General features: G+C 46.1%; 26 protein-coding genes. 12 read left to right on the forward strand and 14 right to left on the reverse strand.

All coding sequences use genetic code 11. The annotated features are described in order from the left end of the window. Positions 1–112: 112 nt before the first annotated feature. Complete coding sequence (gene dctP / locus ACQY6I_RS03175) at positions 113–1,753, forward strand: TRAP transporter substrate-binding protein DctP (RefSeq protein WP_428240021.1); 1,641 nt, start codon at positions 113–115, stop codon at positions 1,751–1,753. Between the two features lie 34 nt (positions 1,754–1,787). Here dctP and ACQY6I_RS03180 read toward each other — a convergent pair whose 3' ends face one another. Beyond that, complete coding sequence (locus tag ACQY6I_RS03180) at positions 1,788–2,681, reverse strand: LysR family transcriptional regulator (protein WP_428240022.1); 894 nt, start codon at positions 2,679–2,681, stop codon at positions 1,788–1,790. Positions 2,682–2,790: 109 nt separating this feature from the next. Here ACQY6I_RS03180 and ACQY6I_RS03185 point away from each other — a divergent pair, with 109 nt between their 5' ends. Together ACQY6I_RS03185 and ACQY6I_RS03190 are read left to right on the forward strand one after the other, a co-directional pair. After that, positions 2,791–3,372 carry a LysE family translocator gene (locus ACQY6I_RS03185; protein WP_428240023.1) on the forward strand — a complete coding sequence of 194 codons (582 nt, stop codon included), beginning with the start codon at positions 2,791–2,793 and terminating at the stop codon, positions 3,370–3,372. A gap of 181 nt (positions 3,373–3,553) precedes the next feature. Continuing rightward, the gene (locus ACQY6I_RS03190; protein WP_428240024.1) at positions 3,554–4,447 is read left to right on the forward strand and encodes a DMT family transporter; all 894 of its coding nucleotides are present in this window, start codon (positions 3,554–3,556) and stop codon (positions 4,445–4,447) included. 101 nt (positions 4,448–4,548) lie between these two features. On the opposite strand, the gene ACQY6I_RS03195 is transcribed toward ACQY6I_RS03190, so the two are convergent. From ACQY6I_RS03195 to ACQY6I_RS03225, 7 genes are all read right to left on the reverse strand, one after another. Beyond that, complete coding sequence (locus ACQY6I_RS03195; RefSeq protein ID WP_428240025.1) at positions 4,549–5,166, reverse strand: glutathione S-transferase family protein; 618 nt, start codon at positions 5,164–5,166, stop codon at positions 4,549–4,551. Between the two features lie 475 nt (positions 5,167–5,641). Further along, a complete protein-coding gene (locus ACQY6I_RS03200) occupies positions 5,642–5,872 on the reverse strand; it encodes a zinc ribbon domain-containing protein (protein WP_428240026.1) in 231 nt (76 codons plus the stop codon). Continuing rightward, positions 5,865–6,326, reverse strand: a complete 462-nt coding sequence (locus ACQY6I_RS03205) for a MarR family winged helix-turn-helix transcriptional regulator (RefSeq protein WP_428240027.1) — start codon at positions 6,324–6,326, stop codon at positions 5,865–5,867. Before ACQY6I_RS03205 ends, ACQY6I_RS03200 begins: the two co-directional genes overlap by 8 nt. Positions 6,327–6,504: 178 nt before the next feature. Beyond that, complete coding sequence (locus ACQY6I_RS03210; RefSeq protein ID WP_428240028.1) at positions 6,505–7,233, reverse strand: amino acid ABC transporter ATP-binding protein; 729 nt, start codon at positions 7,231–7,233, stop codon at positions 6,505–6,507. Continuing rightward, positions 7,211–7,870 (reverse strand): amino acid ABC transporter permease, encoded by a 660-nt coding sequence (locus ACQY6I_RS03215; protein ID WP_428240029.1) that lies wholly within the window; start codon positions 7,868–7,870, stop codon positions 7,211–7,213. Before ACQY6I_RS03215 ends, ACQY6I_RS03210 begins: the two co-directional genes overlap by 23 nt. Beyond that, positions 7,867–8,541 carry an amino acid ABC transporter permease gene (locus ACQY6I_RS03220; RefSeq protein ID WP_428240030.1) on the reverse strand — a complete coding sequence of 225 codons (675 nt, stop codon included), beginning with the start codon at positions 8,539–8,541 and terminating at the stop codon, positions 7,867–7,869. The genes ACQY6I_RS03215 and ACQY6I_RS03220 overlap by 4 nt, the downstream gene beginning before the upstream one ends. Before the next feature lie 84 nt (positions 8,542–8,625). Next, a complete protein-coding gene (locus ACQY6I_RS03225) occupies positions 8,626–9,414 on the reverse strand; it encodes a transporter substrate-binding domain-containing protein (protein ID WP_428240031.1) in 789 nt (262 codons plus the stop codon). Positions 9,415–9,939: 525 nt separating this feature from the next. On the opposite strand from ACQY6I_RS03225, the gene ACQY6I_RS03230 reads away from it, so the two are divergent. Beyond that, positions 9,940–10,128: a hypothetical protein gene (locus tag ACQY6I_RS03230; protein WP_428240032.1), complete on the forward strand. Its 189-nt coding sequence runs from the start codon at positions 9,940–9,942 to the stop codon at positions 10,126–10,128. Positions 10,129–10,148: 20 nt separating this feature from the next. Here ACQY6I_RS03230 and ACQY6I_RS03235 read toward each other — a convergent pair whose 3' ends face one another. Together ACQY6I_RS03235 and ACQY6I_RS03240 are read right to left on the reverse strand one after the other, a co-directional pair. Beyond that, positions 10,149–10,613, reverse strand: coding sequence for a hypothetical protein (locus tag ACQY6I_RS03235; protein WP_428240033.1), 465 nt, complete (start codon positions 10,611–10,613; stop codon positions 10,149–10,151). Between the two features lie 284 nt (positions 10,614–10,897). Beyond that, positions 10,898–11,185, reverse strand: coding sequence for a YciI family protein (locus ACQY6I_RS03240; RefSeq protein WP_428240034.1), 288 nt, complete (start codon positions 11,183–11,185; stop codon positions 10,898–10,900). Positions 11,186–11,405: 220 nt separating this feature from the next. Between ACQY6I_RS03240 and egtB the strand changes: the two genes are divergently transcribed. Next, a complete protein-coding gene (gene egtB, locus ACQY6I_RS03245) occupies positions 11,406–12,659 on the forward strand; it encodes an ergothioneine biosynthesis protein EgtB (RefSeq protein WP_428240035.1) in 1,254 nt (417 codons plus the stop codon). Positions 12,660–12,661: 2 nt separating this feature from the next. Beyond that, a complete protein-coding gene (egtD, locus tag ACQY6I_RS03250) occupies positions 12,662–13,618 on the forward strand; it encodes an L-histidine N(alpha)-methyltransferase (RefSeq protein WP_428240036.1) in 957 nt (318 codons plus the stop codon). Positions 13,619–13,801: 183 nt separating this feature from the next. Here egtD and ACQY6I_RS03255 read toward each other — a convergent pair whose 3' ends face one another. Further along, positions 13,802–14,575: a hypothetical protein gene (locus ACQY6I_RS03255; RefSeq protein WP_428240037.1), complete on the reverse strand. Its 774-nt coding sequence runs from the start codon at positions 14,573–14,575 to the stop codon at positions 13,802–13,804. Positions 14,576–15,124: 549 nt separating this feature from the next. On the opposite strand from ACQY6I_RS03255, the gene ilvG reads away from it, so the two are divergent. Continuing rightward, positions 15,125–16,819: an acetolactate synthase 2 catalytic subunit gene (gene ilvG / locus ACQY6I_RS03260; protein WP_428240038.1), complete on the forward strand. Its 1,695-nt coding sequence runs from the start codon at positions 15,125–15,127 to the stop codon at positions 16,817–16,819. Continuing rightward, positions 16,816–17,046: an ACT domain-containing protein gene (locus tag ACQY6I_RS03265; protein ID WP_428240039.1), complete on the forward strand. Its 231-nt coding sequence runs from the start codon at positions 16,816–16,818 to the stop codon at positions 17,044–17,046. Before ilvG ends, ACQY6I_RS03265 begins: the two co-directional genes overlap by 4 nt. Positions 17,047–17,101: 55 nt before the next feature. On the opposite strand, the gene ACQY6I_RS03270 is transcribed toward ACQY6I_RS03265, so the two are convergent. The 3 genes from ACQY6I_RS03270 to ACQY6I_RS03280 all read right to left on the reverse strand — a co-directional run bounded on the left by ACQY6I_RS03270 (position 17,102) and on the right by ACQY6I_RS03280 (position 20,405). After that, positions 17,102–19,015 carry a methyl-accepting chemotaxis protein gene (locus tag ACQY6I_RS03270; protein WP_428240040.1) on the reverse strand — a complete coding sequence of 638 codons (1,914 nt, stop codon included), beginning with the start codon at positions 19,013–19,015 and terminating at the stop codon, positions 17,102–17,104. A gap of 301 nt (positions 19,016–19,316) precedes the next feature. Continuing rightward, on the reverse strand, positions 19,317–19,955 hold the full coding sequence (locus tag ACQY6I_RS03275; protein WP_428240041.1) for a hypothetical protein: 639 nt from the start codon (positions 19,953–19,955) through the stop codon (positions 19,317–19,319). Positions 19,956–20,042: 87 nt separating this feature from the next. Beyond that, the gene (locus tag ACQY6I_RS03280; RefSeq protein WP_428240042.1) at positions 20,043–20,405 is read right to left on the reverse strand and encodes a hypothetical protein; all 363 of its coding nucleotides are present in this window, start codon (positions 20,403–20,405) and stop codon (positions 20,043–20,045) included. A gap of 187 nt (positions 20,406–20,592) precedes the next feature. Between ACQY6I_RS03280 and hemB the strand changes: the two genes are divergently transcribed. From hemB to ACQY6I_RS03300, 4 genes are all read left to right on the forward strand, one after another. Next, on the forward strand, positions 20,593–21,594 hold the full coding sequence (gene hemB, locus ACQY6I_RS03285; protein ID WP_428240043.1) for a porphobilinogen synthase: 1,002 nt from the start codon (positions 20,593–20,595) through the stop codon (positions 21,592–21,594). Positions 21,595–21,953: 359 nt separating this feature from the next. Then, on the forward strand, positions 21,954–22,280 hold the full coding sequence (trxA, locus tag ACQY6I_RS03290) for a thioredoxin TrxA (RefSeq protein WP_044619823.1): 327 nt from the start codon (positions 21,954–21,956) through the stop codon (positions 22,278–22,280). A 185-nt stretch (positions 22,281–22,465) separates the two neighbouring features. Beyond that, positions 22,466–23,722, forward strand: coding sequence for a transcription termination factor Rho (gene rho / locus ACQY6I_RS03295; RefSeq protein WP_428240044.1), 1,257 nt, complete (start codon positions 22,466–22,468; stop codon positions 23,720–23,722). A 39-nt stretch (positions 23,723–23,761) separates the two neighbouring features. Continuing rightward, positions 23,762–24,385 carry a histidine phosphatase family protein gene (locus tag ACQY6I_RS03300; RefSeq protein ID WP_428240045.1) on the forward strand — a complete coding sequence of 208 codons (624 nt, stop codon included), beginning with the start codon at positions 23,762–23,764 and terminating at the stop codon, positions 24,383–24,385. Positions 24,386–24,722 lie beyond the last annotated feature (337 nt).

Genomic DNA, 24,722 nt, shown 5'->3' on the forward strand with positions numbered 1-24,722 from the left:
GCCGTAATTGTAATTTTTCGCTATCCATAGATGGTCTCATTAAAGGGAATAGATCTTGCTTTAGCGAAAAACTTTTCAATTATTGAAAAAAGATGTAACCAGGAGAAGCACAATGTTATCTAGAAAACTATTTCAACTATGGCTGGCATGTGCAGTATTTATTGCGAGTACGGCACAAGCGATTGAAGTCAGGTTTTTAGTAGGAGCATCACTAGAAAGCCCCAGAGGGCGCATGGCAAAAGTCATGGAAAGTATCATTGAACGTGAATTACCTGGGTATCAGGTCAATCTGATCGAAACGTTGGGTGACAATAATGCCAGCCGTGAGATCTCTGCTTTACAATCCGGTCAGATACAGTTATCACTACCGGAAATTTCAACACTACAAACGGTTAATCCCCAATTTGCAGTGTTTTCCATCCCATTTATGTTTCGTGACGAAGCAACAGTTAATCAGTTTGGTAATAGTCATCAAGGTAAAATGCTACTCTCTTCACTGGCCAGCAAAGGTGTGCTTGGCCTGGGCTACATGTATGGAGGCATGAAACAACTGCTGTCAAATGTACCGATAAACAAATACAGCGACCTCCGACAACTCAACCTTTCCTACCCTGCTGAGAACCCTTCTGCCCGAACCGTCCTACAGGTTAAAACAACTCCCGTCGCCAGCGCTGAGCTGATTCAGGCATTAAAGGAAAACCGGATTAATGCCCAGGAGGCTACCTATGAGCAGATATACGGCAATCAGCTGCACCTGCGGTATCGCTACATTCTTGAGTCCAATCACGCGACCCGAATTTTCATGCTGTCGGCGAATAGTAATTTCTGGAACGCCCTGAACGACTTCGATCGGGAGGTATTTTTACGTGCCACGGATGTTGGTCTTAAGTTTGGCAATCAGCTGGTGGTGGCCGGTGAAACCAATTCCAGGGAGCAAATTCGTCTGGAAGGCGGTGCCAGAAAGAAAAGAATGTCAGAGACTATGCGCATCAACTGGACAAAGCAGTTGCAGCCACTATGGAATAATCAGGCCAGTCTGATTGGGCAGGCTCTGTTTGATGCGGCATTTGATAATTCTCACCAGCTGCATTTTTACACGGAAAATTTCCCTCCTTATAACTTCGAGGAAAATGGCGAGCTGAAAGGTATTTCGGTGGATTTTCTGCACCTTGTATATGATCAGACAAAGTACCGGGATATAGAGCCTAAAATAGAACTGAAAACCTGGTCATATGGTTATCAGGCGGCCCAAAATGGACCCAATATCGTGTTGTTTTCCACTGTCCGCTCACCGCAACGAGAACACCTTTTCAAGTGGGCCGGCCCGATCACTGCGGATCAGACAGTGGCATTTAAACGAAAGCAGGACGACATCTCTGTCTACCAGGCGGAAGATTTGAATCATTATAAAGTGGGTGTTATTCGTGATGATATCGGCCAACAGCTGGCCAGAGATCAGGGAGTAAAACCAGAAAACATGAAAGTCTATTCCAATGCCGACAAACTCGTTTCAGATCTGCACAATGGATATATCGATATCTGGGTATATAACCTTGCCGGTGCACATCAGTTTTTCAAAAAACTCGGTTACAACAGCGATGACTTTACTAACATATACAAGCTCAGTGAGAGCCCTTTGTATTTCGCCTTCAGCCCGGATGTTGATGACAAAGTGGTTGCTCATGTTCAGGCTGCTATCGATGAGGTCAAACGTACTCCTGAATTCGAGCAAATTATCAAAAAATACCAATGACGCTGAGCACAAAAGGCGCACATCTGCGCCCTTTTTATGACATCACTCCCGACTCATTGCTGACCAGAAAATCCACTAAATGCCGCGTGTTCCGGTTCATCAATTCATTTCCGGGCCATACGGCATATAGTGGAATCGGTTGAACTTTCCAGGGTTGCATGATTTCCACCAACTGCTTGGACGACAGGTCTGCATTGACCATATAAGCCGGCGGTGTACACAGTCCCAACCCCTGACGACAAAAATGTGCCATTGCCTCAACACTATCCACTGTCAGACGGCCGTCACACTGCAACAGGCATGTTTTGCCATCAGGATGAACGAGCATTCGTTTTGCCGGTAACATTTCCAATAAAATCCAATCCCAGTCATTCAATGTTTCAGGTACTAGGGGCCTGATTCTGTCATTAAGATATTGTGGTGTGCACACCAACCTGCGTTCAATCTCGCCAATTTTTCTGGCTCGCAATGAGTTATCAGGCAAACCTCCCGCTCTAATGGCCAGATCGATACCTTCGCCGACCACGTCCTGACGCACATCGGTATAACGGATTTGCATCGCCAGATTTGGAAACTGCCTGGAAAAGTGGGCCAGAGAAGTGCTGATCGGTGCCCTTGCAAGAAAAGAAGGCAAGGTCAGTTTAAGTTGCCCGGAAAGATCATCCCCGTCCGCAACGACATCAGATAACCCTCGACGAGCAATCTCCAACATGGCGCGGGCGTGATGATAGAGCTGTTCACCATCAGATGTCAGAGATAGTTTCCGGGTGGACCGATAAAGCAATGCCGTACCCACACGCTGCTCCAGTTGAGTGACATGGTAACTCACGACCGATGGAGACAACCCCAAAGCACGCGCCGCCTGACGAAAAGACTTTAACCTGACTGTCTCCGCAAATATGGCCAATGCACGCAAATCATCAATCATTGTTCGATTCAATAAAATAAAGAGTTCTAATTAAAGCATCTAATTCAACATTAACCCAGCCTCTACACTACTCTGGCTTTTTTCATCCACCGTTTTAGGAATACCGCAAATGTTATGGGCAATGGCTTTTTTCGCTTTGACGATGTCACTTTCACCAGGTCCGGTTAATCTGATTTCCTTCAGCATTGCGACCTCTCATGGTTTGAAGCGAGCGTTTTACTTTGTCAGTGGTGCAACCATCGGGTTTACCTTGTTGCTCACACTGATTGGCCTGGGTGCAACACAGTTGCAGTCAGTGCTACCCATTACTATTCGATACATGGGGTATGCAGGTACAGCCTTCATTATCTGGATGGGGTTTAAGGTGATGACAGCCGACCCGGACCTGAAGACAAATACCGGTCATACGCCAAATTTCCTACATGGCTTTTTATTGCAGTGGCTCAATCCCAAGGCCTGGATTGCCTGCTTGAGTGGGGTTTCTGCGTTCAGCCTGAGCAGTTCATATGGCCGGCTGGTCACGTTCGTCAGCCTGTACTTTGCGATCTGCTATATCAGCATGTTCCTGTGGGCCTGGGCAGGCAAACAGGTACGTCACCTGATTCAAGACGAGGCAATGATTCTGCGAATGAATCGTATGATGGGGGGATTGTTGATTGTAATTGCCGCTTATCTGGCCCTTTCATTTTAATTCGCACCAACCTTTCTTGCCCCATGAAACCATTGCATCTCTGTTTCCCGCAAATGATGGGGTCGAATTAAAACAAAGTCTGGTAAATAGTCGTGTTGCTTTGTCTTTGAGTCAATTAAACTGCCGCTTGGCCATCATGGCTCACCGCTCCAAAACGTTTTTCTTTCCACAGTGGTCGTTTATGAAAACCAAAGATCTGATTTTTATATTGATAATTTCCCTGTTTTGGGGATCTTCTTTTTTATTCATGCGGGTATCTGCACCGGTTTTTGGCCCCGTTGCTCTGGTCATGGTCCGAATGGTGGGAGCAGCATTCATATTAAGCTTTATTTTCCTGTCTGCAGCCAACCGCGCTACGTTGAAGCAAAACTGGAAAGCCATTGCTGTAGTGGGATTGTTCAATAACGTACTGCCATTTGTGTTGCTGTCATTTGCCAGCACCCGACTGGAAGCAGGATTCACGTCTCTGATCAATGCATCCACCCCTGTATTTGCCGCCCTCATTGGGTTGTTATGGTTAAAAAACCGAATCACCCGCCAACAACTGGCAGGACTCATTATTGGTGTTAGTGGGATCTATGTTTTATCTATGGGACACCTGTCATTTAAGGCTGGAGGCAGCGGCTGGGCCATCATGGCAGGACTCGTGGCAACGCTGTGTTATGGCTTTGCAATCAACCTGGTCAAGTCCAGACTACACCACGTCAACAGTCAGGTGATTGCATCCGGAAGCGTTACCTTCTCTGCCTTAATGCTGCTCGGCCCTGGATTGTGGTTGTGGCCTTCAGAGCCAATTGGATTGATTCACTGGGGTAATGCATTGTTACTGGGGTTCTTGTGCACCGGTGCTGCACTATTAATGTTTTATCAACTGGTGGCCAGTGCCGGTGTTATGGCTTCTGCGTCTATCACATTTTTGATACCGGTCTCTGCTATCCTTTGGGGTTATATCGTGCTGCACGAGGTCATTACCTTCAAAATGCTCATTGCCATGGCTATTACGTTCTTTGGCACTGCACTGTGCAACCGGTTGATTAAATGGCCATTATTCAAAAAATCAGCAGCAACCCCGTGAACCGGTTTTATTCTGCCAAGCCAAGAAAAAAATAAGGGAGGCAGATCTTATCAATCGGCCTCCCCGGAGAGAAAAACCAAGACTTCGGAATGGATTACGCTCTATCCATGAGTGGCGTAATACCCGGCAATACGGGAATCCGAAGCAATACGGGTCTGATGTTCAAACAGACCTGGGGCAACCCTTTGAACAATATCCGCCGGTACGTGATCCAGTGAGCCTGAACACAGTGACCGTACCTGAACAAACGATCTAATATCCGCCATAGTCAACTGGTTATCTGCGTAATATTCTCCACCACCCCGCTGAAGCAGCTTCTCAAGCCCCTTCAGGTAGGTGCTCATCCAGCCATCGACCAGTTTTTCACGCGCCAGCTTAAGCTCTTCACCTTCGAACCCAAATGTCCTGACAACATAATGAGTAAGGTCTTCAAAGGCCTCCAGTACTTCGTCGCAATACAATGCCTGCATGTCATCTACTGGATACAATCCTGCCTTCTTGCCAATAAAGCGACTGATGGCATTGGACTGTGTGATTTGGACACCATCGATTTCGAGTACCGGTACCGCATTAAACGGCGTACTGGAACGGAGTTCAGCGAATTCCGGAAATGAGATACGGTTATCTTCGAAATCAATTCCGGCAATGTGAAATGCGATTCGCAGAGGCTCTGCGCGCCCGCCATTGATATCGAAGTAAGTAAGTTTATAGTTTGGCATGATACCGTCTTCCATTAGTGTTAACTGCAAAGCGTGAGTGAAAATTATATTGAGAGCACAGAACAGCATTGACCGATCTGTCCGGAAAAACAATTTTGGCTATATCCCTTGTTTGGCCGGAAACAGGATCATACCTTTCGCTGTGTGTCCTGCAAGATGATCCTAAGGGGCCTCTGAAAAATAGGAATAGTTTTGCACCACTCGCAACACCGCAATTTACGGGCGTAAATGAAGATGTGAGACTGGGGCTGACAACACCCTGCGCGACAATAGGCCGTTTTTCAGAGACTCCCTAAAAACAGAAGTAACACGAACAACTTCCACCTGAATATCATCCTTTCCGGCTAATGGTACCTTAGAGAAGCCTGGTTGTCCGGACCACGGGGTGAATGACAAGCGCTGATCCGGCCAACAAACACAGATGCGCCCGATTACTGGGTTGCGACGGTTTCAATCTGATGCGCAGCTGTCTGTGTTACTGCAATTGTGGATGATGTTTCCAGGCCGGCATGGTTCGCATATATTGCCGCGTTTGTTCTTCTGCCTCAGATCTTGACAGATCCGAATGCTCGCTCAGAGCCCACTGCACCATACGCTCAAAGCGCTCTTCAAATGATTGCAACTGCCCCTGCTCATCTACACAGTATTGACAGAACTGACCGTCGTCGATTGGCATTCCACAGCTTTCGCATCGATGTTCACTCATGATGATGTTTCCTCTGTTGAGAAAGTATTGTTTGTGCCGCTTCCACCAAAGCTTCCATGCTACCGAATAACTGTTGCTGCTGCGTCTCCGGAAGTTGTTGCAGACTTTGCCGTAATAACTCCCGATTTAATACCTCCTGTAAACGCTGCTGCATCTGACGCCCTTGTTCGGTCAACCAGATCAATGTCCGGCGCCGGTCACGCGCATCTTTGATACGGGTTACCAGGCCATGAGCCTGTAACCGATCAATCAATTCACTCATGGCCGACTGAGCCCGGTTAAAATGTCTGGCCGCTTCGGATATGGTCAGCGGACCGGTTAATAGCAAATGATTCATCACTGCCTGCGATTCTGCAGAAGGATAGTTTTCATGCTTATCCCAGCTCGCATGCAAACACCGATATACGTCGCCGTACAGTTTTATAAACCGGGTTACTGAATCATTCTCTATCATGAGGAGCACCTTACGCCGGAACAATACATCGTCAATCCCGATGTATTTTAGAGAGTCTCCGAAAAAGGGTCTATTTTAGCGCCGGACGGTGCTTCCCGACCCGCGCCGACACGATCCTTGTTTTCAGAGACTCTCCTGGCGCACAAGGCGAACAGAAAAGCCAGAAATAGGGGGACGTCTACAGAACCGCACCAATGAAACTTTGCAACTCTGTGGTTTGTGGATTGGCCAGTAACTCCTTAGCCGGACCACTTTCCCACACTTTGCCCTGATGCATAAATACAACGCGATCCCCCACGTCACGGGCAAAGTTCATTTCATGGGTCACCAGAATCAGAGTCATACCATCTGCCGCAAGCCGCTCCAATACCTTCAGGACATCACCCACCAGTTCAGGGTCAAGTGCCGAGGTAATTTCGTCGCACAACAACACTTTTGGTGACATAGCCAGAGACCTGGCAATAGCTACACGCTGCTGCTGCCCGCCCGATAGATTTTCCGGATACTGGCCAAATTTATCTCTGAGACCCACTTTGTCGAGTACATCCAGAGCAAGTTCTTTGGCTTCTCCTTTAGAGCGGTGCTTGATCAACCGTGGCGCCAGCATGATATTTTCGCCCACAGTCAGATGTGGAAACAGATTAAAACTCTGAAAGACCATCCCGACACTTTCGCTGAGTTTACGAACCTGAAATTCATCCGTGCTGACTTCTTTGTTATCTACAATGATCGTTCCCTGATCATACTGTTCAAGACCATTCATGCATCGTAACAGGGTACTTTTTCCCGAACCGCTACGACCAATAATAGACACTACTTCACCGGCCTGAATATCAAGATCAATTCCTTTCAGGACATGTAAGTCACCATAGAATTTATGAATATCACGAATGTTTACGAGCGACATTTAACTTTCTCTCCAGATACTGACTGGCTTTTGATAATGGATAGCATAGTAAGAAATAAATCACAGCAACGATGGCAAACACTTTAAAAGGCTGAAACGTAGCATTATTGAGCATGGTGCCGGCTTTAGTCAGTTCAACAAAGCCAATAATGGACGCAAGTGCGGTACCCTTGACGATTTGTACCGAAAAACCGACTGTCGGCGGAACAGCCACCCTCAACGCCTGAGGCAAAATGATGTAACGCATGGTCTGGACATATCCGAGTCCAAGGCAGCGTGCGGCTTCCCATTGGCCCTTCGGAATGCTTTCCACACACCCTCGCCAGATGTCGCTTAAAAAAGCACTGGAAAATAGCGTTAATGCCCAAGCCGCGGCTCCCCAGGGCGAAATATCAATCCCCAGCAATCCCAGACCAAAAAAGGCCAGAAACAACTGCATCAGCAGTGGGGTTCCCTGAAACAGCTCAATGTAAATACGGGTCATCCAGATCAGAGACCTACGCCGACTGATACGTAGGAAAGTCAGCAGTAACCCCACCGTGGCGCCACCAGCAAATGCAATCAGTGATAATAAAATCGTCCAACGGGCAGCCAGCAGCAGATTCCGCAGAATATCCCAGTCTGTTATCTGCATCATATGGCTTTCTCCTTTCTGGAAAACAGATAATTTCCCAACAAGGTAAATAACACCCGCATCGTAAATGCCAGCACCAGATAAATGCCGGCTGTTACAAAGTAGGATTCAAAACTCAGGAAGTTTCTAGACTGTACAAAGTTGGCCGCATAAGTTAGCTCAGGAACAGAAATTTGAGACACCACTGCCGATCCCAGCATAACGATAATGCACTGACTGACAATAGAGCTATACACCCGTTCTATGGCCGGTGGTAAAACAATCCGGATAAATATCTGCCGGCTTGAAAGCCCCAGAGTTCTGGCAGCTTCTATCTGTCCTTTGGGCGTGACATTAATCCCGGCTCGAATAATTTCTGTCAGATACGCTCCCAGATTGATAATCATGGCAATCATACCAGCCTGAACTTCCGTCAGCTTGATACCTGCAGCCGGAAGCCCAAAAAAGATAAAAAACAACTGCACAATAAATGGTGTGTTGCGAATAACTTCAACATACGTTGAAGCCAGCATATTGATCGGACGCAGTGGATGATTGCGAGCCGCTGCGCCAAGAATCCCCAACAACACCCCTCCCACTGTTGAAAATACCGTCAACTGAACGGTCATCCAGATGCCAGAGATCCATACATCCCGATAATTCAGCAGGTCAGCAAAATTAAATTGATAATCCATGAAACTTCCAGAAAGGGCTTCAGCAGATAAATATCTGTGAAGCCGTCACTTAATAATGAAATTCAACTACCAGCGAAACGATCACTACATACTGGCAAGTTCTTTCGGATAAGAGGCTTTCAGCCATTTTTGGGAAATATTCTCCAACACCCCTGCACTGTATGCTTTGGCAATCAGTTCATTCACCTTAGCCATTAATTCCGGCTCACCTTTATGGACACCGACATAACAGGGAGAGTTTTTCAACATGAACTTAGTCACAGGAACGCGGGCAGGATTACGCTCGGCAATGGACGTGACCACCAGGTTTCCTGTCGCAATCAAATCCACCTGACCAGACAAAAATGCAGAAATAGTCGTATTATTGTCTTCGAATCGTTTCATCGTCGCTGATTCGGGCAACAATTTGGTTAGCTCAATATCTTCAACAGCTCCCCGTGTTACCCCAATCGTTTTTCCAGCCAGATCCGCTGCACTACTGACTTTGACGGCATCAAGACCAAACACCCCCAGAAAAAACGGCGCATAAGGCTTGGAAAAATCGATGGCTTTCTCCCGCTCAGGGTTTTTGCCGAGACTCGATATCACCAAATCCACCTTTCTGGTTTGCAGGTATGGAATTCGATTGGCACTGGTAACCGGAACCAGTTTCAGTTTTACATTTAGCTCTTTAGCCAGATAAGCCGCCATATCGATATCGTAGCCTTGAGGTTTTAAATCGGATCCTACCGATCCAAAGGGAGGGAAATCCTGGGGAACTGCAACTTTTAGCACTCCGGCTTTCTGAATGTCTGCCAGGTGATCCGCCTGAGCTACTTGAAAAAACGCCATAGAACAGATCAGCACCATAGTCAGCTTCTTGAGAAAATACATATCTTCACCCTGTTAAAAGTAATCACCATGCTCGGCCCTAAAGCCCCGTTTCGAATTTACCTAGAGCAACCAATATGCCAGCCAGAGAAAAGCTGATGAAATAAAGATTTCTTGATTATTTCTTCAATGAAACAATTGATTCATCGCACATTTGCGCACCATTCACGATCACAACTCGCACCAAATCGGCTCTTTTCATCCAAATGGTCAGTTTTTCTACGCCTCAGAGTTGATATAATGTACGACTCAAAGGTGCTTCTGATGGCGATGACGGGACACCGTCAAATGGGATATGCGAAAGATGTAAAAACGGCCCGGTTTGAGCAATACGCTATAATGGTCTATCCGGTCTGAGCCGAGTATTCCAGGCCCGACCGGTTAGCTATTGCTATACTCAACGGCCAGTGGAAACAATGAAATGATGACTGGTTTACATTTTTTTGAGCTGAAAATGGACATACTGACTCTACCGTATATGACGATTCTGGTAGCCGCTTTCTGTTTTCTTAATGAGGATTATCAACCATGAAAGGAATTTCACTTGTACTACTGATGATAGCCATGGCTTTTGTGTCCTATCTGGTAATGGAGGACGGGCAACAGCAAGGGCTCATGCAAGTCGACAATGCCGAGAACAAAGCCGAGCAAATTAAGCAGCAAGTTAACAATATTGAGAAAGAGTACGCTCAGAAGCTGAAAGACGCGACCAACTAACACTATCCCGCAATAATCATTCACCGCTTACACTGAATTCGAGTGTGGTCATCCGCTTCAAATTCTAACTCCAGATCCGTAACCCGAACTAATCTGGCAGAAAATTTCGTATGCTGCTGTATCTGCTGATCCAGCATTGCCACCAATCGGTTTAACATTGGAAAACCTGTCTCCAATGTATGTGAATGCATATTCCCATTAACAATTTGATTCTGATAATTCCAACTGCCAGCGGATTGATAAGACATGGGGAGCTCAGTATTAATCAAGGCATTATAGGCAAACAAATCACCGGTACTGAAAAAGGATCCGTTATCATTCAGTGTCACATTCCCGGCAACACGGAATTTTCCCTGCTCGGATGCAAAGGCCGTTTTGCATTGCCAGCTGCCGATCAGCAGTTGACGATGATTGAAGACAACTGCCTGGGCAGTAAAGCCCACCAACAATAGCAAAACAGGTATCAATCGTTTTATCTTAGTCATATTGCAGAATCCATTTGAACAACATTTATTACCACAAAGTGTGATCGATATATTTTCCATTCTTCACAGATTATTCGAAAACTGCGATATTCATTAAGATGCCAAACGGGGGCGACCATAGAGTCCGCAAAAACATCTTTTTAAATTTCGAGATTGTATTAACCAAAAAGATTGTATTAACCAAAAAATTTCTGCTTTCCGAAAAACCATCTTCTTACGCCAACCATTGCCAATCAATCCGCTATTCAGCAAGTAAAACTTCACGCCATTTACAAACAGCCGGATTACTCGCGCAATCCAGCCAGCTCGGCACTGCTGTTAGAAGCAACAAACTCGATAATCTCAAAGTTGGCAATATCCGCTTGAAAGAATGGATCCTCAGCAACTATCGCCTGCATTTTTGTCATTGACTCCGCTTTGGCCAGAATGACACCACCGGTTCTGGGTTGCTTTCGTCCTGACAGTAAGAAATGTCCGGCCTTGTAATGCTTATCAATATATTGCATATGTGCCGAGATATGAGGCTCAACCTCTGAAAGATCCACTTTATATTCAATCGTTACAACAAACACTTCTGTCTCTCCAATAATAAAATCCGTCTAGACCGAAAACCTCATAGGATAGGATCAAACTATTTAATGGTTTAAACCAGTCTCATATATGAACTATTCATGAGATTATCATTTGCATTCTACATTTGCTCGGTGTTACAAAGTAGACATAAAAATTATGAATAATCGCTGACTGACAGTTCTTTTACTTTTATCGGGTGAATGCAAAGGAGATGATCCAATGACCGACACCCTCCGCCTTTCTCTACTTCAGCAGTTTGCAGCGGTAAGAGCTGCAACCGAAGAATTGATCAGCAATCTGTCCGCTGAGGATATGGTGGTGCAGTCCATGCCAGACGCCAGTCCAACCAAGTGGCATCTTGCACACACGACTTGGTTTTTCGAACAATTCATCTTAAAGAATTACCTGACCAACTACACAGAATTTGAACCCGACTACAACTATCTATTCAATTCCTATTACGAAAATATTGGTAAACGTCATGCCCGTCCTATGCGAGGCATGTTAACCAGGCCCGGTATCGAGGAGATACTTGCCTATCGAGAGGCCATAAACGAAACCCTCACTCAATTACTGGACAGTCAGCATAGTGAACATAATAGAATTGAAGAACTGGTAACTCTTGGATTGCATCACGAAATGCAGCACCAGGAACTGCTTATGACAGACATTCTGCACGCTTTTTCACTCAATCCTTTACTGCCTGCATTAAACCCAGACTGTTACGACGAAACTGAAACATCGGCGGATGCTATGAGTTTTCATACGTTTGAACCGGAGTTAACCAGCATTGGTGCAAGTGGAGATGAATTTTATTTCGACTGTGAAAGTCCCAGACACAGCGTCTATGTACACCCATTCGCCCTCGCCAACCGGCCGGTCAGTAATCGCGAATGGTTGGACTTTATTCATGACGGGGGCTATCAGAGTCCGACGCTATGGTTATCAGATGGCTGGCACCGGGTTCAAAAAGAGCAATGGCAGGCTCCGTTATACTGGCAAAAAAATGAAGGCCACTGGCAACAGTTTACGTTGTCAGGACTGCTCGATATCGACGCCGACGCCCCGGTCTGCCATATCAGCTATTTCGAAGCAGACGCTTTTGCCCGATGGGCGGGTTATCGACTGGCCACAGAACAGGAATGGGAAGTGGCCGCCAGACAACAGTCTCCTAATGGTAATTTCCTTGAAGCACAACGCTGGCGACCATCCAGCTCCGCCGGTCAGGGACTGGTGCAGTTGTACGGTGATGTCTGGGAATGGACCGCCAGTCCATACTCCCCTTATCCGGGCTTTAAAACCGCCGAAGGTGCTGTCGGCGAATACAATGGCAAATTCATGTGTGGACAGTATGTGCTTCGGGGAGGTTCGTGCGTAACACCCGCCATGCAGATAAGGCCTAGTTATCGCAACTTTTTCTATCCACACCAGCGCTGGCAATTTACCGGAATGCGTTTAGCCAAGGATCTATAATCATGCAAACCAGTCAATTCGCAATTACCGAAGGGGATTTTCGTAGCCTGTTCATAAGAGATGTATTGGACGGACTGCAACAACCAAAGAAAAGCCTGCCTTCCAAGTACTTTTATGACAGCCAGGGCTCTCAATACTTCGACCAGATATGCAATCTGGAAGAATACTATCCTTACCGAACAGAACTCTCCATGTTGCCGGATGTCGCCAGAGACCTTAACAGCATATTGCAGAACTCATGGGAGATAGTAGAGTTTGGTGCCGGGTCTCTGGTCAAAATAAGGTTGCTATTACAGCAACTTGATAACATTGAACATTATGTCCCTATCGATATTGCCGGTGATCATTTACGTCAGGCCAGTGATCGGTTACAACAGGAATTTCCACAAGTAAGCGTACTGCCTATTGAAGCGGACTTTACTCAACCAGCACCACTGCCAGAAACACGGTCTCTCCCAAAGCTGGGATTTTTTCCAGGCTCAACCATTGGTAACTTCAGCCCGGAACAGGCACAGATCTTTTTGTCCAACATTCGCCAGTCTCTGGGCAAGCACTCGCGTCTACTGATTGGTGTGGATACCAAGAAAGATCCAAATGTTCTGCACAATGCTTACAACGATAGTATGGGGGTTACTGCAGCCTTCAATCGTAATATCCTGACTCATATTAACCGTATCTGTGACGCCAACTTTGATTCTCAAACATTTGCTCACTATGCGTTTTATAATCCTGTCGCCAGCCGCATTGAAATGCACCTGATCAGCACCCTTGCGCAGGAGGTTAATATCGATGACCAAATGATCGCCTTTTCAGAGGGCGAAAATATCCATACCGAGAATTCCTATAAATATACGCCGGATGAGTTTTTGGCGTTAGCAGCGACAAGCGGCTGGGACAGGGAAAAGATATGGCAGGATAAAGCACATATGTTCAGTATTTTTCTACTGAGTGCACGTTAAATTACTCGTGAATATCTGAATGGGGATACTCTGTTACGGGCCGCATGCAACATTAAAACTGCATTCGGGCCTATAGGCATGTGCTAACAGCAGGTTTGAGACCCAGGGGTATTCATTATTTTTTCCCAGTAGTCACTGGAAAATATGACCCCCGATCTGCTGACCAGGGATCATTGTGATCCGTCAGCTACCGACCCGCATTTGCAATTCGTTCTGCTGGCTACTGACTTTGTAGCCCAATTCTTCCGCGAGGGACAAAATACCTGGATGTGCCTTCAGGACACTGTCATCAATCGGAATCTCCTCCAACTCCATGAGCTGATTATCTACCATTAAATTGCTCGGATGCAGATTAATTTTGCAGTCAAGGAAATGACCCAGCTTCTGCAGTGTTCGGCTATTTAATAATTGACTATATGGCAGATCAAACCAGTCTTCATCCGGCCAGGACGCTTTATATTCTTTAGCCTGTGCCTGTACTTCTGCCCAAAAATAGAGGTTTTTCTCGATCGGACTAAGTTTATGCCATTTGGACCCATATTCAGGCAACTTGGCCTCTGCTCCAAAAGGAGTAAACAATTCCATTTCAGACAATCTCAGAAAAGCCCCTTTTTGTAACCAGAGACAAGCCGTAGACATAGGGTTACGATGCAAATGAATGACTTTAACATCCGTTTGCAAAATATCCTTATACCACGACAAATGCCGCCAACACTGATATCCGCATTCAACGTACTTGCCTCCACGATTGATGTGATCGCGAATTTCTGTCAAATGCCCGAGAATCTTATCAGCGTTAACTGTAAGCGGAAGCGAGGGTGAGTTTTCCATTGGCATATAATCTTGCGAAAGCGGTTCATGGGTTACCCAATACTGTTTGGGTAGCAACTTGGTAAGACGGTGGGACAGCCACTGAGTACCACAGCGACCTGTTGACAAGATAAACCAAGCGGACATAAATGATCCTTAATGATTTGAGAGGGGTTACAGGAACCACTGGAAACAGCCAGACCAACCATACCAGTCATTCTTAATACAGAAACACCACAACACTCTGCAATAGACCTGGTTCCAAATGTTGACCTGTTCTCAGCAAACCTCCAATCATTATAGGAAAGTCCCAAAAAAAAGTACGCTTAAAACCCTACTACGTTGGTATAGGAAAAATAAAAAAATCGTTTTCATACGTTGCAATTTTGACTCATATCAGCCGCTATTGCTTCTGACACTTAAATTCCAGAGACAAAAAAAATAGTTGTCAGAGATATTATTTTCCAGCTATAGTTTATAAACATTTTTGATCTTATTTTTAAAATTTTATGAAACAGCAGTTCATTCTAATTATCAACGTTATCCTGGTCGTGGTGGTCCTACCATCGCGGGGGTTGTCGTTACAGAATTGAAACTGACAAAAAAATTTCTAAAACCCCCGCTTCGAAAGAACCGGGGGTTTTTTTATGCACTGGTTTTTTCGTAACGGACTTACCACAACCATGGGAGTTAACAATGAACGGTGCACAGTACATTCTCAAAACCTTGCAGGAACAGAGTATTCGTACTTTGTTTGGTTATCCCGGTGGCTGCATCATGCCGCTATATGATGCTCTGGTGGACTCCAACCTCGAACATGTTTTATGCCGCCACGAACAAGCCGCCGCTTTAGCAGCAAACGGATACGCTCGCGCGTCCGGCGGGCTTGGTGTCGTTGTGGCGACGTCCGGACCGGGAGCCACTAATCTTATGACCGGCATCGCCGATGCATTTATGGATTCGATTCCTGTATTGGTGATCACTGGTCAGGTAAGCAGCCATTTGATCGGTAGTGATGCATTTCAGGAAGTGGATGTATTGGGTATGACGATGGCTATCGTCAAACATTCCTATTTAGTTACCAGTGCTGATGAACTCGAATCAATTATTATAGAAGCTATTCACCTGGCAACATCCGGCAGACCCGGTCCGGTCTGGATAGATATTGCCAAAGATGCGCTGATGGGAGAAATGCCCCCAGAATCCGCATCCAAGCCAACTAATTATCATGAAAACAAGCATAATGTTGACCAGGCTTCTCTGCAAAATGCCATTGAGATTATCAGACAGGCCCAGCGACCACTGCTATACAGTGGTGGAGGTGTCATGTCCGCCAACGCTCTGGATGAGTTCAGAGCCTTTGCAAACCAATTAAACATTCCGCACGTAGTTTCACTCAAAGGAATTGGTAACCCGGGTTTGTACGGTGCATTGAATCTCGGAATGCTGGGCATGCATGGCTCCCGAGCTTGTAATGAGTTGATTGAGCAATGTGATGCATTGATTGCTATTGGAGTGCGTTTCGATGACCGTGCGACAGGAGCTGTCGAGCATTTCGCTACCAATGCCAATATCATTCACATTGATATCGATCCGGCCGAGTTTCATAAAAACAAGCGAGTGAGCTGTACCCTACGTGGCGAAATGAAATCCATACTGCAGCAGCTGACAACGGCTTTTTCGTCGACTCTGAACATACAAACCTGGCGCAACCATTGCCGGGCCACGAAACATCAAAAAGGCCTGATTCCGCAAAACCTTTCAACCGATAGCAACAATATCGCAGGACCGGAATTTCTAACGGCATTGTCCGCTGTCAAAAAAACACGCTCGGTAATCAGTTGTGATGTTGGCCAGCATCAGATGTGGGTTGCACAATATGTTGATTTCGACCATCCCCGTCAGCACCTCAGCAGTGGGGGCCTGGGAACCATGGGCTTTGGCCTGCCGGCTGCAATCGGTGCCTGCTTTGCCAGACCGGATGCTCAGATTATTAATATCTCCGGTGACGGGTCTTTCATGATGAACATTCAGGAACTGGCGACGATTCGCCGCCACCAACTGCCGGTTAAGATCATCATTCTTGATAACCAGCACCTTGGCCTGGTACGCCAACAGCAAGAGCTGTTCTACCAGGGGCGCTATAGTGCGGTGGATCTATCAGACAATCCTGATTTTACGGAAATCGCTCGTGTTTTTGGGTTTCATGCACTACAGATTCACAACCGTTCGCAGATAGGCCCTGCTCTGGATACATTGTTATCATGCCAAGGGCCTGCCATGCTACAAGTTCATATCAACACCGACAGCAATGTCTGGCCAATGGTTAAACCTGGCGGTGCAAACCATGAGATGCTGGAACCAGAACAGATAAAAGGAAGCGCCGCATGAGCCGAAAAGATCATGAGTTCTGCTGTCAGATAAGTTTTCAAACGGGTTCTATCGAGCGATTGTTAAGAGTCATTCGGGTAAGAGGATTCGTCATTAAACAACTGATGCTAGAGACTGAGGAGCACTGCTACTCCCTGAAACTGACCATCAGTGGTCGGCGCTCTCCCGATAATTTAGCATGGCAATTGAAAAAACTGGTGGATGTTCGACAGATCAAATATCAATAATCATGGAAACAGTGACACACGAGCCGGGTGTCACTGTTTTCCGGTAATGCTCGCATCACAGACTAAACAAGCCAATATCCTTACGCAGACGCTCACTTAGCTTATTGAGTTCTTTGGCCTGTTCAGCACTCTCTTCAGCGACAAGAGCCAGCTCTTGTGACGCCGAATGAATATTCGTGGTGTTTTGATTGATCTCGGTAGTCACTGATGTCTGCTCTTCAGCAGCGGTTGCAATCTGAGTAGCCATTTCATTAATGGTTGATATGGCTGAACGTATTTCAATCAGACTGGCATTTGCAGCATCGGCATCCAGAACACTTAAACCTGCCAGTTTATGACTGGCTTCCATACTACTGACAGCTTGTTTGGTGGATGTTTGCAAAACCTCGATCATGTTCTGAATTTCTTCAGTCGAAGCGTGCGTTCGTTGCGACAGCACTCGGACTTCGTCAGCCACAACAGCAAAACCGCGACCTTGTTCTCCAGCCCGGGCAGCCTCAATCGCAGCATTCAAAGCCAAAAGGTTGGTCTGTTCCGCGATACCGGAAATAGTGCCCAGAATCGAGCTGATCTGCTGTACATGTTCATCAAGATCACTGATAACCTTACTGGTACGGCCGACTTCATCTGCCAGCTTATTGATACTCTCCTGACTTTTTTTGACCTGCTGCTGGCCATTGTCGCTAAGCCTTACAGCGTCATCCGACGTTTTGGCCGTGGTAGATGCATTACCAGCAATCTCCTGAGTCGCAACCGTCATTTCATGAACGGCCGTGGCAACCATAGTAATCTCTTCCTGCTGCATATGAATTTTCTCAGCACTCAATGTTGCAGACTGCTGGGTACTGTTAGCCTGAGTAACCAAAACATCACCAATGTCTCGAAGACTTGAGATAATACCGTGCAGAAACCCGACAAAACGATTGAAGTTATTCGCCAACATACCGATTTCATCATCAGAACTGGTGGTAATACGTAATGTCAGATCACCATTACCATCGGCAATATTCTCCAGGCCACCAGAGACCGTTTTAATATCGGTAAACAACCAGCGCACCATAAGCAAAGTACCCACAGTTGCCACAACCAGAAGACAAACCACAATAAGAACAATTTTAACAGTCAGAGCCCGTAATGGTTCTGCAAGTACCGATTTTTGCATTACCAGGGCTAACACCCAATCCGTTGCGGGAACTGCATCAAGATAAACCAGCGTGTTCTGGCCAGACACAGATACGTCATATATCTGCGGAGTCTCACTCATTCGGGTTAATGAGCTGGAAGTAAATTGTTCATTCAGAGTATCCGGTGTTTTCAGGATCAGAGACTTGTCAGGGTGAACAGCGATTACATCTCGCTTGTCCAACAGCATGGCGTAACCGTCACCCATCACTTTCAAATTAACAATGTCTGACAGGATTTTGTCCATATAAAACAAACCGCCAATTGCCCCACGGAACTGTCCATTAATAATCACCGGGGCGACAAACGTAATAGCAAGCTTATTTCCGGTAACCGCAATATATGGTTTTGTAATCAGCGGTTGATTGGATGCTTTGGCAGCTGTGTACCAGCCACGCACACGCGGATCGTATCCAGCTTTATCGAGGCTGGGATCATGCCGATACATGGTGCCATCTTCCAGACCAACAAACGTCAATGCAAACTCACCGCCGGTTTTGCCTTGATTGAGTACATCCAGGGCAACCTGATGATCCAGCGTATCATTATTGCTACGGATGTTTGCTTCCAGTGCATGACGCATGGCTGCCATCGTGGCATGACGGTCTTCTGCCCAACTTTCCAGATAGCGCCTGAACGCTCCCGCCTGGGCATTGGTCTCCGAAAAGATTGCATCATCTCTCGCACTGTCCAATTGACTATAAGCAACCCAGCCAAGAGAGACAGATATAATGGCAATAATAAAAGCCGATGCCACGATCAGCTTGCTTTGCAGCGACAAATTCATGGTGACCACCACTATTGCTTGTTGAAATCCATGCAGAGAACACCTCTACATTCAAGTTTTAACAGCTGGCAGCGCAAAGTATAAAAAGGCATACCAGTGTCATCATTCCGGTTTTCGGGGCTGCCATTGATATCACCTGGCAGGCAAATATACTACTCTCTACAGAGCTTAGATCATTCTTATGAAAACTGGCGTGGAGCTTCAAAATTAATCGAACTCGCATCACAATAATCAGATAATTTCGGCTCATAGACAGAGCCATAAGAGCGCTACGTCAGTAACTGAAACGAAAAGATGCCAGCTATATATCTTTCATCTCGAAAATACTTGGATCGCTGGACTGAGTAAAACCTATGCGCAGCAAATATTGCTCATGCGCCTGATGCCCACCAAGCGTTTCAATGCTCTTCACACCAGCCTGCTTAAGCCTTTCTTTTAAGGTCAAAAACACCACTTCGGCGTTTTTGTAATCGCGAAACTCCGGTGAAACATAATCCAATTCAATCCAGGCTTTTGTTTCTCCATTTTTTTCGAGTAGCTGATAAGCAAGCAAGCCACAGGGTTTAAGATTTCTGAAAGTGATGATCAGCAAGCATTCATTTAACTTGTGAATGGAAAAACGGCTAAAGAACCGTTTAATATCATTTTGATACTGACCCACAAACAATTGAGCCAGTTTACTTTTGTCATAATTGAGATCCAACTCAATCAGCGAAAACTGATCTCTCTGGCGATAAAGCAACCACAAATAAAAAATATCGACGGCTGCAATCCATCCATTCAGCAAAAAAACCGGCCAGGCTTTGATCAATAGCCCGTAGGTTGCAAATGTCGAAGATCCAAAAAGGTTGATCCAGCGAAGCTTTTTGAGATTCGACATCATTAAAGAGATGGCTACCAGCAAAGAGCCAAAATAACCGAATAGTTCAAGCCCGTTCATAATTTTTCACCTGCATTTGAAAACGCGCACATTGTGTCGCCAGGATAGGATTAAGCAAGCATTTTCTGACCATTTGGTCAACATGGATCAATAATCCGAATATAACCCTGACAGGGTCCTGCTTTGACGCCAGTGACTGCATTGCTTTGGAGCCTGACGGATAGGTATACGGCGTCCGACCGCCTGGGAGTACTGGTAAACTTTAAAAGTGATGTACTTTGGCGTCCGGTTGTCATTCATGATATGCCAGGCCTGACTGTCGAGTTCTCGTGACCACAGAGGATAGCCGCCTGTTTTATAGCTGCCACTCATACAGGTTAAAAAGGCAAAATCATTGAGCGATACCACATCAAACCGCTCTTCCAGAGAGGTAAACTGTGGCCCAGTGCAGGAAGTTACGAGGCACAGGACACCAAAACCGATAATACTGACTTTGTTGCGCGGCTTCATATTCGCCTTTTCTCACATGCGTATCTGCAATATCGGCCATTCGTGTAAAATGTTTACTATCACAATCACAAACCGTGATCATGGCCGCTATTACAGATTAATTTTGCTCATACTCTCCTGAGACATGATAAGAAACGATATCATTGCGACAGGTTATTCATTTTATTGTTCCCTCAAGGAGGTCTCAGTGCCCAACCGCAGTTACCCGTTCACTCGCTTGCGCAGAATGCGTGCAGATGATTTTTCCCGTCGTTTGATGCGTGAAAACACGCTATCTGTCGATGACCTGATATATCCGGTATTTATTCTTGAAGGGACACAGCAACGCGAAGAGGTCAGCTCTATGCCAGGAGTTGAGCGTCTGAGCATAGATTTACTGGTTGAGCAGGCTGAATCATGGGTTGCTTTGGGCATACCCGCCCTGGCTCTGTTCCCAGTGGTCAGCAGCACCAACAAATCTCTGCTGGCGGAGTATGCTTATGATCCTGAAGGACTTATCCAGCGTGCCACTCGAGCTCTGAAAGAACGTTTCCCACAACTGGGCATCGTTACCGATGTCGCTCTTGATCCTTATACAACCCATGGCCAGGATGGCATCATCGATGAAAAAGGATATGTCATCAATGACATTACCAATGAGGTTCTGGTCAAGCAGGCTCTCAGCCACGCCGATGCTGGCGCGGATATTGTAGCTCCCTCAGATATGATGGATGGCCGTATTGGCGACATCCGCGTGGCGCTGGAGGATACCGGTCATCATAACGTTCGCATCATGTCCTATGCTGCCAAGTATGCCTCTTCATTTTATGGACCTTTCCGCGACGCCGTCGGCACTGCTGGCAATCTAGGCAGCGGCAATAAATATACCTATCAAATGGACCCGGCAAACACCGATGAGGCACTGCATGAGGTCGAGATGGACCTCAATGAAGGCGCCGATATGGTTATGGTCAAGCCAGGCATGCCCTATCTGGACGTGATTCGCCGGGTTAAGGACAATTTTGGGGTTCCCACGTTTGCTTACCAAGTCAGCGGTGAGTATGCCATGTTACAAGCCGCAGCGGCCAATGGCTGGCTGGATCTAGACGGCGTTATGATGGAATCGCTCGTAGCATTCAAACGAGCTGGCGCCAATGGCATTCTAACGTATTTTGCCGTTCGGGCGGCGGAATTACTCAAAAACCAATAATCACCATAACGAATAATCCGCCTGGAATTATTATCGCACTAATGGTGCAGACCAGGGCCGCTGACGATCAATGACCGAAAACGCTGCCCTATCAGTTTTTTTGTTAAGGAGCTTCTAAATAATGTCTGCGGGAAAACCAGACCAAGCTAAATATACAAAAACCAGAATTTTACAGACTACAAGTGACTGATTTAAACGGATTTTTAACGCAGCGCTGGCAACATAAATAGTTATTCAGAGGCTCCTTCAATAAATTGGTATTGAAAGTTGAACTGATTAACCCTATGTTTGACCTCCACCCTGAGTTAAATAATTTTTATCAGCAATCTCCCTGCTTTTTTAATAACGGTGACAAGAACATGAGTGATGCAATTATTAAAGTAACCGACGACAGCTTTGAACAGGACGTACTGGCTAATGAAAAGCCCGTGCTGGTCGATTACTGGGCAGAATGGTGTGGTCCATGCAAAATGATCGCACCTGTTCTGAACGATGTGGCTGAAGACTATGGCGACAAGCTGGTCATTGCCAAACTGAATATCGATGAAAACCCCAATACTCCACCTAAATATGGCATTAGAGGAATCCCAACCCTGATGATTTTCAAAGGTGGCAATGTGGTTGCTACTAAAGTAGGAGCACTGTCAAAATCCCAATTAATGGAATTTGTTGACAGTAGTATCTGACAGATCATGGAAAAGGAGCATAAATGCTCCTTTTCCAAAAAAAAATGCATTTCTGTCTGGACAGCCTGCCTCACTCTCACTATATTGTGCTTATAACTATTTCTGATTCCTCGGCTTTCTAGCCGAATATCCCCCTTAACTATTTCTAATCCTTTTTAATAACAAATAACTAGTATCGCATTCCTATGAATCTCAGTGATTTAAAAACCAAAGCTGTACCCGAACTTCTGGATATTGCCCAAGAAGCAGGTCTGGAAAACATTAACAGAACCCGTAAGCAGGATCTCATCTTCGCCATTTTGAAAAAGCATGCAAAAGGCGGTGAGGATATTTTCGGAGACGGGGTGCTCGAAATACTTCAGGATGGCTTTGGCTTCCTTCGTTCAGCCAGCGCCTCCTATCTCGCCGGCCCGGATGACATCTATGTTTCACCGAGTCAGATCCGTCGTTTTAATTTAAGAACAGGCGACACCGTTGCCGGTAAGATCCGCCCACCGAAAGAAGGTGAACGATATTTCGCGTTATTGAAAGTCGACACCATCAATCATGAGACTACCGAAAACGCCCGCAACAAAGTTCTGTTCGAAAACCTTACCCCCCTCTTTCCTCAGGATCGCCTCGTACTCGAAGCCGGTAATGGTAGTTCCGAAGACCTTTCAGGCCGTATCCTGGATTTGATTGCCCCTATCGGTAAAGGTCAGCGTGGTCTGATTGTTTCGCCACCAAAGGCCGGTAAAACGCTGATGCTGCAACATGCTGCACAAGCGATCGCCAGAAATAACCCAGAATGTTATCTGATGGTACTGCTGATCGACGAACGGCCTGAAGAAGTAACCGAGATGCAACGCTCAGTGCGCGGTGAAGTTATTGCTTCTACGTTCGACGAGCCACCATCACGTCACGTTCAGGTTGCTGAAATGGTGATCGAAAAAGCAAAGCGTCTGGTTGAACATAAAAAAGACGTTATTATTCTGCTGGACTCCATTACTCGACTGGCTCGTGCCTATAACACCATTGTGCCTTCCTCAGGAAAAGTACTGACAGGTGGTGTGGATGCCCATGCTCTGGAACGCCCAAAACGTTTCTTTGGTGCAGCACGTAACATTGAAGAAGGCGGTTCGCTGACGATCATTGCCACAGCTCTGGTAGATACCGGTTCCAAAATGGACGAAGTCATTTACGAAGAGTTCAAAGGTACTGGTAATATGGAAGTTCACCTGGACCGGAAAATTGCAGAAAAACGCATTTTCCCAGCCATCAATATCCGTCGCTCCGGCACCCGTCGTGAAGACATGATGATTAATCAGGCGGAACTGCAGCGTATCTGGATCCTGAGAAAAATTCTCAGTGACATGGAAGATGTTCAGGCGGTTGAATTCCTCATTGATAAGTTGAAATTATTCAAGACCAATGAAGATTTCTTCCATAATATGAAAGGATAACATCTTCCTTAATTGTCATAATTTCCGCAGTCTGCTTTTATGCGTTTGAGTAATGTCTATCTCATTCGCCATGGCGAAACAGAGTGGAATCGCGAGGGCCGTATTCAGGGGCGCAGTGAATCCACTCTATCAGACCAGGGCATTATCCAGACCCAACAGGCTGCGGGGCAGCTAAAACACATCCCATTTGATCATATCTATTGCAGCACTAGTCTGCGCACTCGCCAGACACTGGACATACTGCAACCCCACCTCTCCCCTAACGCTTCCATTCACTTTGAAGATGCACTGCGGGAAATTCATCTGGGATGCTGGGAAGGCCGGCTACACGCGGAAGTCCAGGCTACCGAGCCTGATAGTTATCACAATTACACAAACAGACCGGAGCTTTTTTCCATCGTCGATGGAGAAAGCTATACTGCATTACAGCAAAGAGCCTGGAACTGGTTTAAAACAACGCTGCACCGCCAATCATTCAGTAATGCCCTGATAGTTTCCCATGGTGTCTGGATCCGTACTCTGTTAGCCAAAGCGATTAACCTGCCAATCCATGAGCTACATCAGATACCACGCTTACAAAACTGTACTATTCGTATCATCCACATCGACAGCAACCTGGCCCTTTCTCTGGATCCGGTAAACGATGCAATCCAGGCACCATAAACAGCAGATTGATAATCATTCCACTTATTAACCCATATAATAAAATAATGCCCATTTTTTACTCTTCATCTACGCTGAATTGAGGTAGCGGGGTCACGCTTTCAGGTATCGGAATCGGATCAATCGTCATTCCACAGGAAGCCGTTTGATCCGTTCGGCAGATTCTGGAAGAATCAGCACCACTTAAGACAATGATGACACCAGGATCATGTTCGGAACCTTGTAAACATTAAAAGGTCTCTGAAAAAACGGCTAACAGCAGTTTTCCGAACAGAGCTGTTATCGGCATCATAGGCGTCCATCTTTTTCAGAAATTAACAGGGTTTCTATGGGAGTA

The organism is Gynuella sp., assembly GCF_050297175.1.
In the GTDB taxonomy this organism is placed as follows: Bacteria; Pseudomonadota; Gammaproteobacteria; order Pseudomonadales; family Natronospirillaceae; genus Gynuella.

Bases quoted from the DNA above. Each gene is read 5' to 3' on its own strand.
- ACQY6I_RS03265 (WP_428240039.1), top strand. From the start codon at position 16,816: ATGAGCCGAAAAGATCATGAGTTCTGCTGTCAGATAAGTTTTCAAACG.
- ACQY6I_RS03180 (WP_428240022.1), bottom strand. From the start codon at position 2,681: ATGATTGATGATTTGCGTGCATTGGCCATATTTGCGGAGACAGTCAGG.
- egtB (WP_428240035.1), top strand. From the start codon at position 11,406: ATGACCGACACCCTCCGCCTTTCTCTACTTCAGCAGTTTGCAGCGGTA.
- ACQY6I_RS03230 (WP_428240032.1), top strand. From the start codon at position 9,940: ATGAAAGGAATTTCACTTGTACTACTGATGATAGCCATGGCTTTTGTG.
- ACQY6I_RS03280 (WP_428240042.1), bottom strand. From the start codon at position 20,405: ATGAAGCCGCGCAACAAAGTCAGTATTATCGGTTTTGGTGTCCTGTGC.
- ACQY6I_RS03185 (WP_428240023.1), top strand. From the start codon at position 2,791: ATGTTATGGGCAATGGCTTTTTTCGCTTTGACGATGTCACTTTCACCA.
- ACQY6I_RS03210 (WP_428240028.1), bottom strand. From the start codon at position 7,233: ATGTCGCTCGTAAACATTCGTGATATTCATAAATTCTATGGTGACTTA.
- ACQY6I_RS03270 (WP_428240040.1), bottom strand. From the start codon at position 19,015: ATGAATTTGTCGCTGCAAAGCAAGCTGATCGTGGCATCGGCTTTTATT.
- egtD (WP_428240036.1), top strand. From the start codon at position 12,662: ATGCAAACCAGTCAATTCGCAATTACCGAAGGGGATTTTCGTAGCCTG.
- ACQY6I_RS03255 (WP_428240037.1), bottom strand. From the start codon at position 14,575: ATGTCCGCTTGGTTTATCTTGTCAACAGGTCGCTGTGGTACTCAGTGG.
- ACQY6I_RS03190 (WP_428240024.1), top strand. From the start codon at position 3,554: ATGAAAACCAAAGATCTGATTTTTATATTGATAATTTCCCTGTTTTGG.
- ACQY6I_RS03300 (WP_428240045.1), top strand. From the start codon at position 23,762: ATGCGTTTGAGTAATGTCTATCTCATTCGCCATGGCGAAACAGAGTGG.
- dctP (WP_428240021.1), top strand. From the start codon at position 113: ATGTTATCTAGAAAACTATTTCAACTATGGCTGGCATGTGCAGTATTT.
- ACQY6I_RS03235 (WP_428240033.1), bottom strand. From the start codon at position 10,613: ATGACTAAGATAAAACGATTGATACCTGTTTTGCTATTGTTGGTGGGC.
- ilvG (WP_428240038.1), top strand. From the start codon at position 15,125: ATGAACGGTGCACAGTACATTCTCAAAACCTTGCAGGAACAGAGTATT.
- ACQY6I_RS03195 (WP_428240025.1), bottom strand. From the start codon at position 5,166: ATGCCAAACTATAAACTTACTTACTTCGATATCAATGGCGGGCGCGCA.
- ACQY6I_RS03205 (WP_428240027.1), bottom strand. From the start codon at position 6,326: ATGATAGAGAATGATTCAGTAACCCGGTTTATAAAACTGTACGGCGAC.
- rho (WP_428240044.1), top strand. From the start codon at position 22,466: ATGAATCTCAGTGATTTAAAAACCAAAGCTGTACCCGAACTTCTGGAT.
- ACQY6I_RS03215 (WP_428240029.1), bottom strand. From the start codon at position 7,870: ATGATGCAGATAACAGACTGGGATATTCTGCGGAATCTGCTGCTGGCT.
- ACQY6I_RS03275 (WP_428240041.1), bottom strand. From the start codon at position 19,955: ATGAACGGGCTTGAACTATTCGGTTATTTTGGCTCTTTGCTGGTAGCC.
- ACQY6I_RS03225 (WP_428240031.1), bottom strand. From the start codon at position 9,414: ATGTATTTTCTCAAGAAGCTGACTATGGTGCTGATCTGTTCTATGGCG.
- trxA (WP_044619823.1), top strand. From the start codon at position 21,954: ATGAGTGATGCAATTATTAAAGTAACCGACGACAGCTTTGAACAGGAC.
- ACQY6I_RS03200 (WP_428240026.1), bottom strand. From the start codon at position 5,872: ATGAGTGAACATCGATGCGAAAGCTGTGGAATGCCAATCGACGACGGT.
- ACQY6I_RS03220 (WP_428240030.1), bottom strand. From the start codon at position 8,541: ATGGATTATCAATTTAATTTTGCTGACCTGCTGAATTATCGGGATGTA.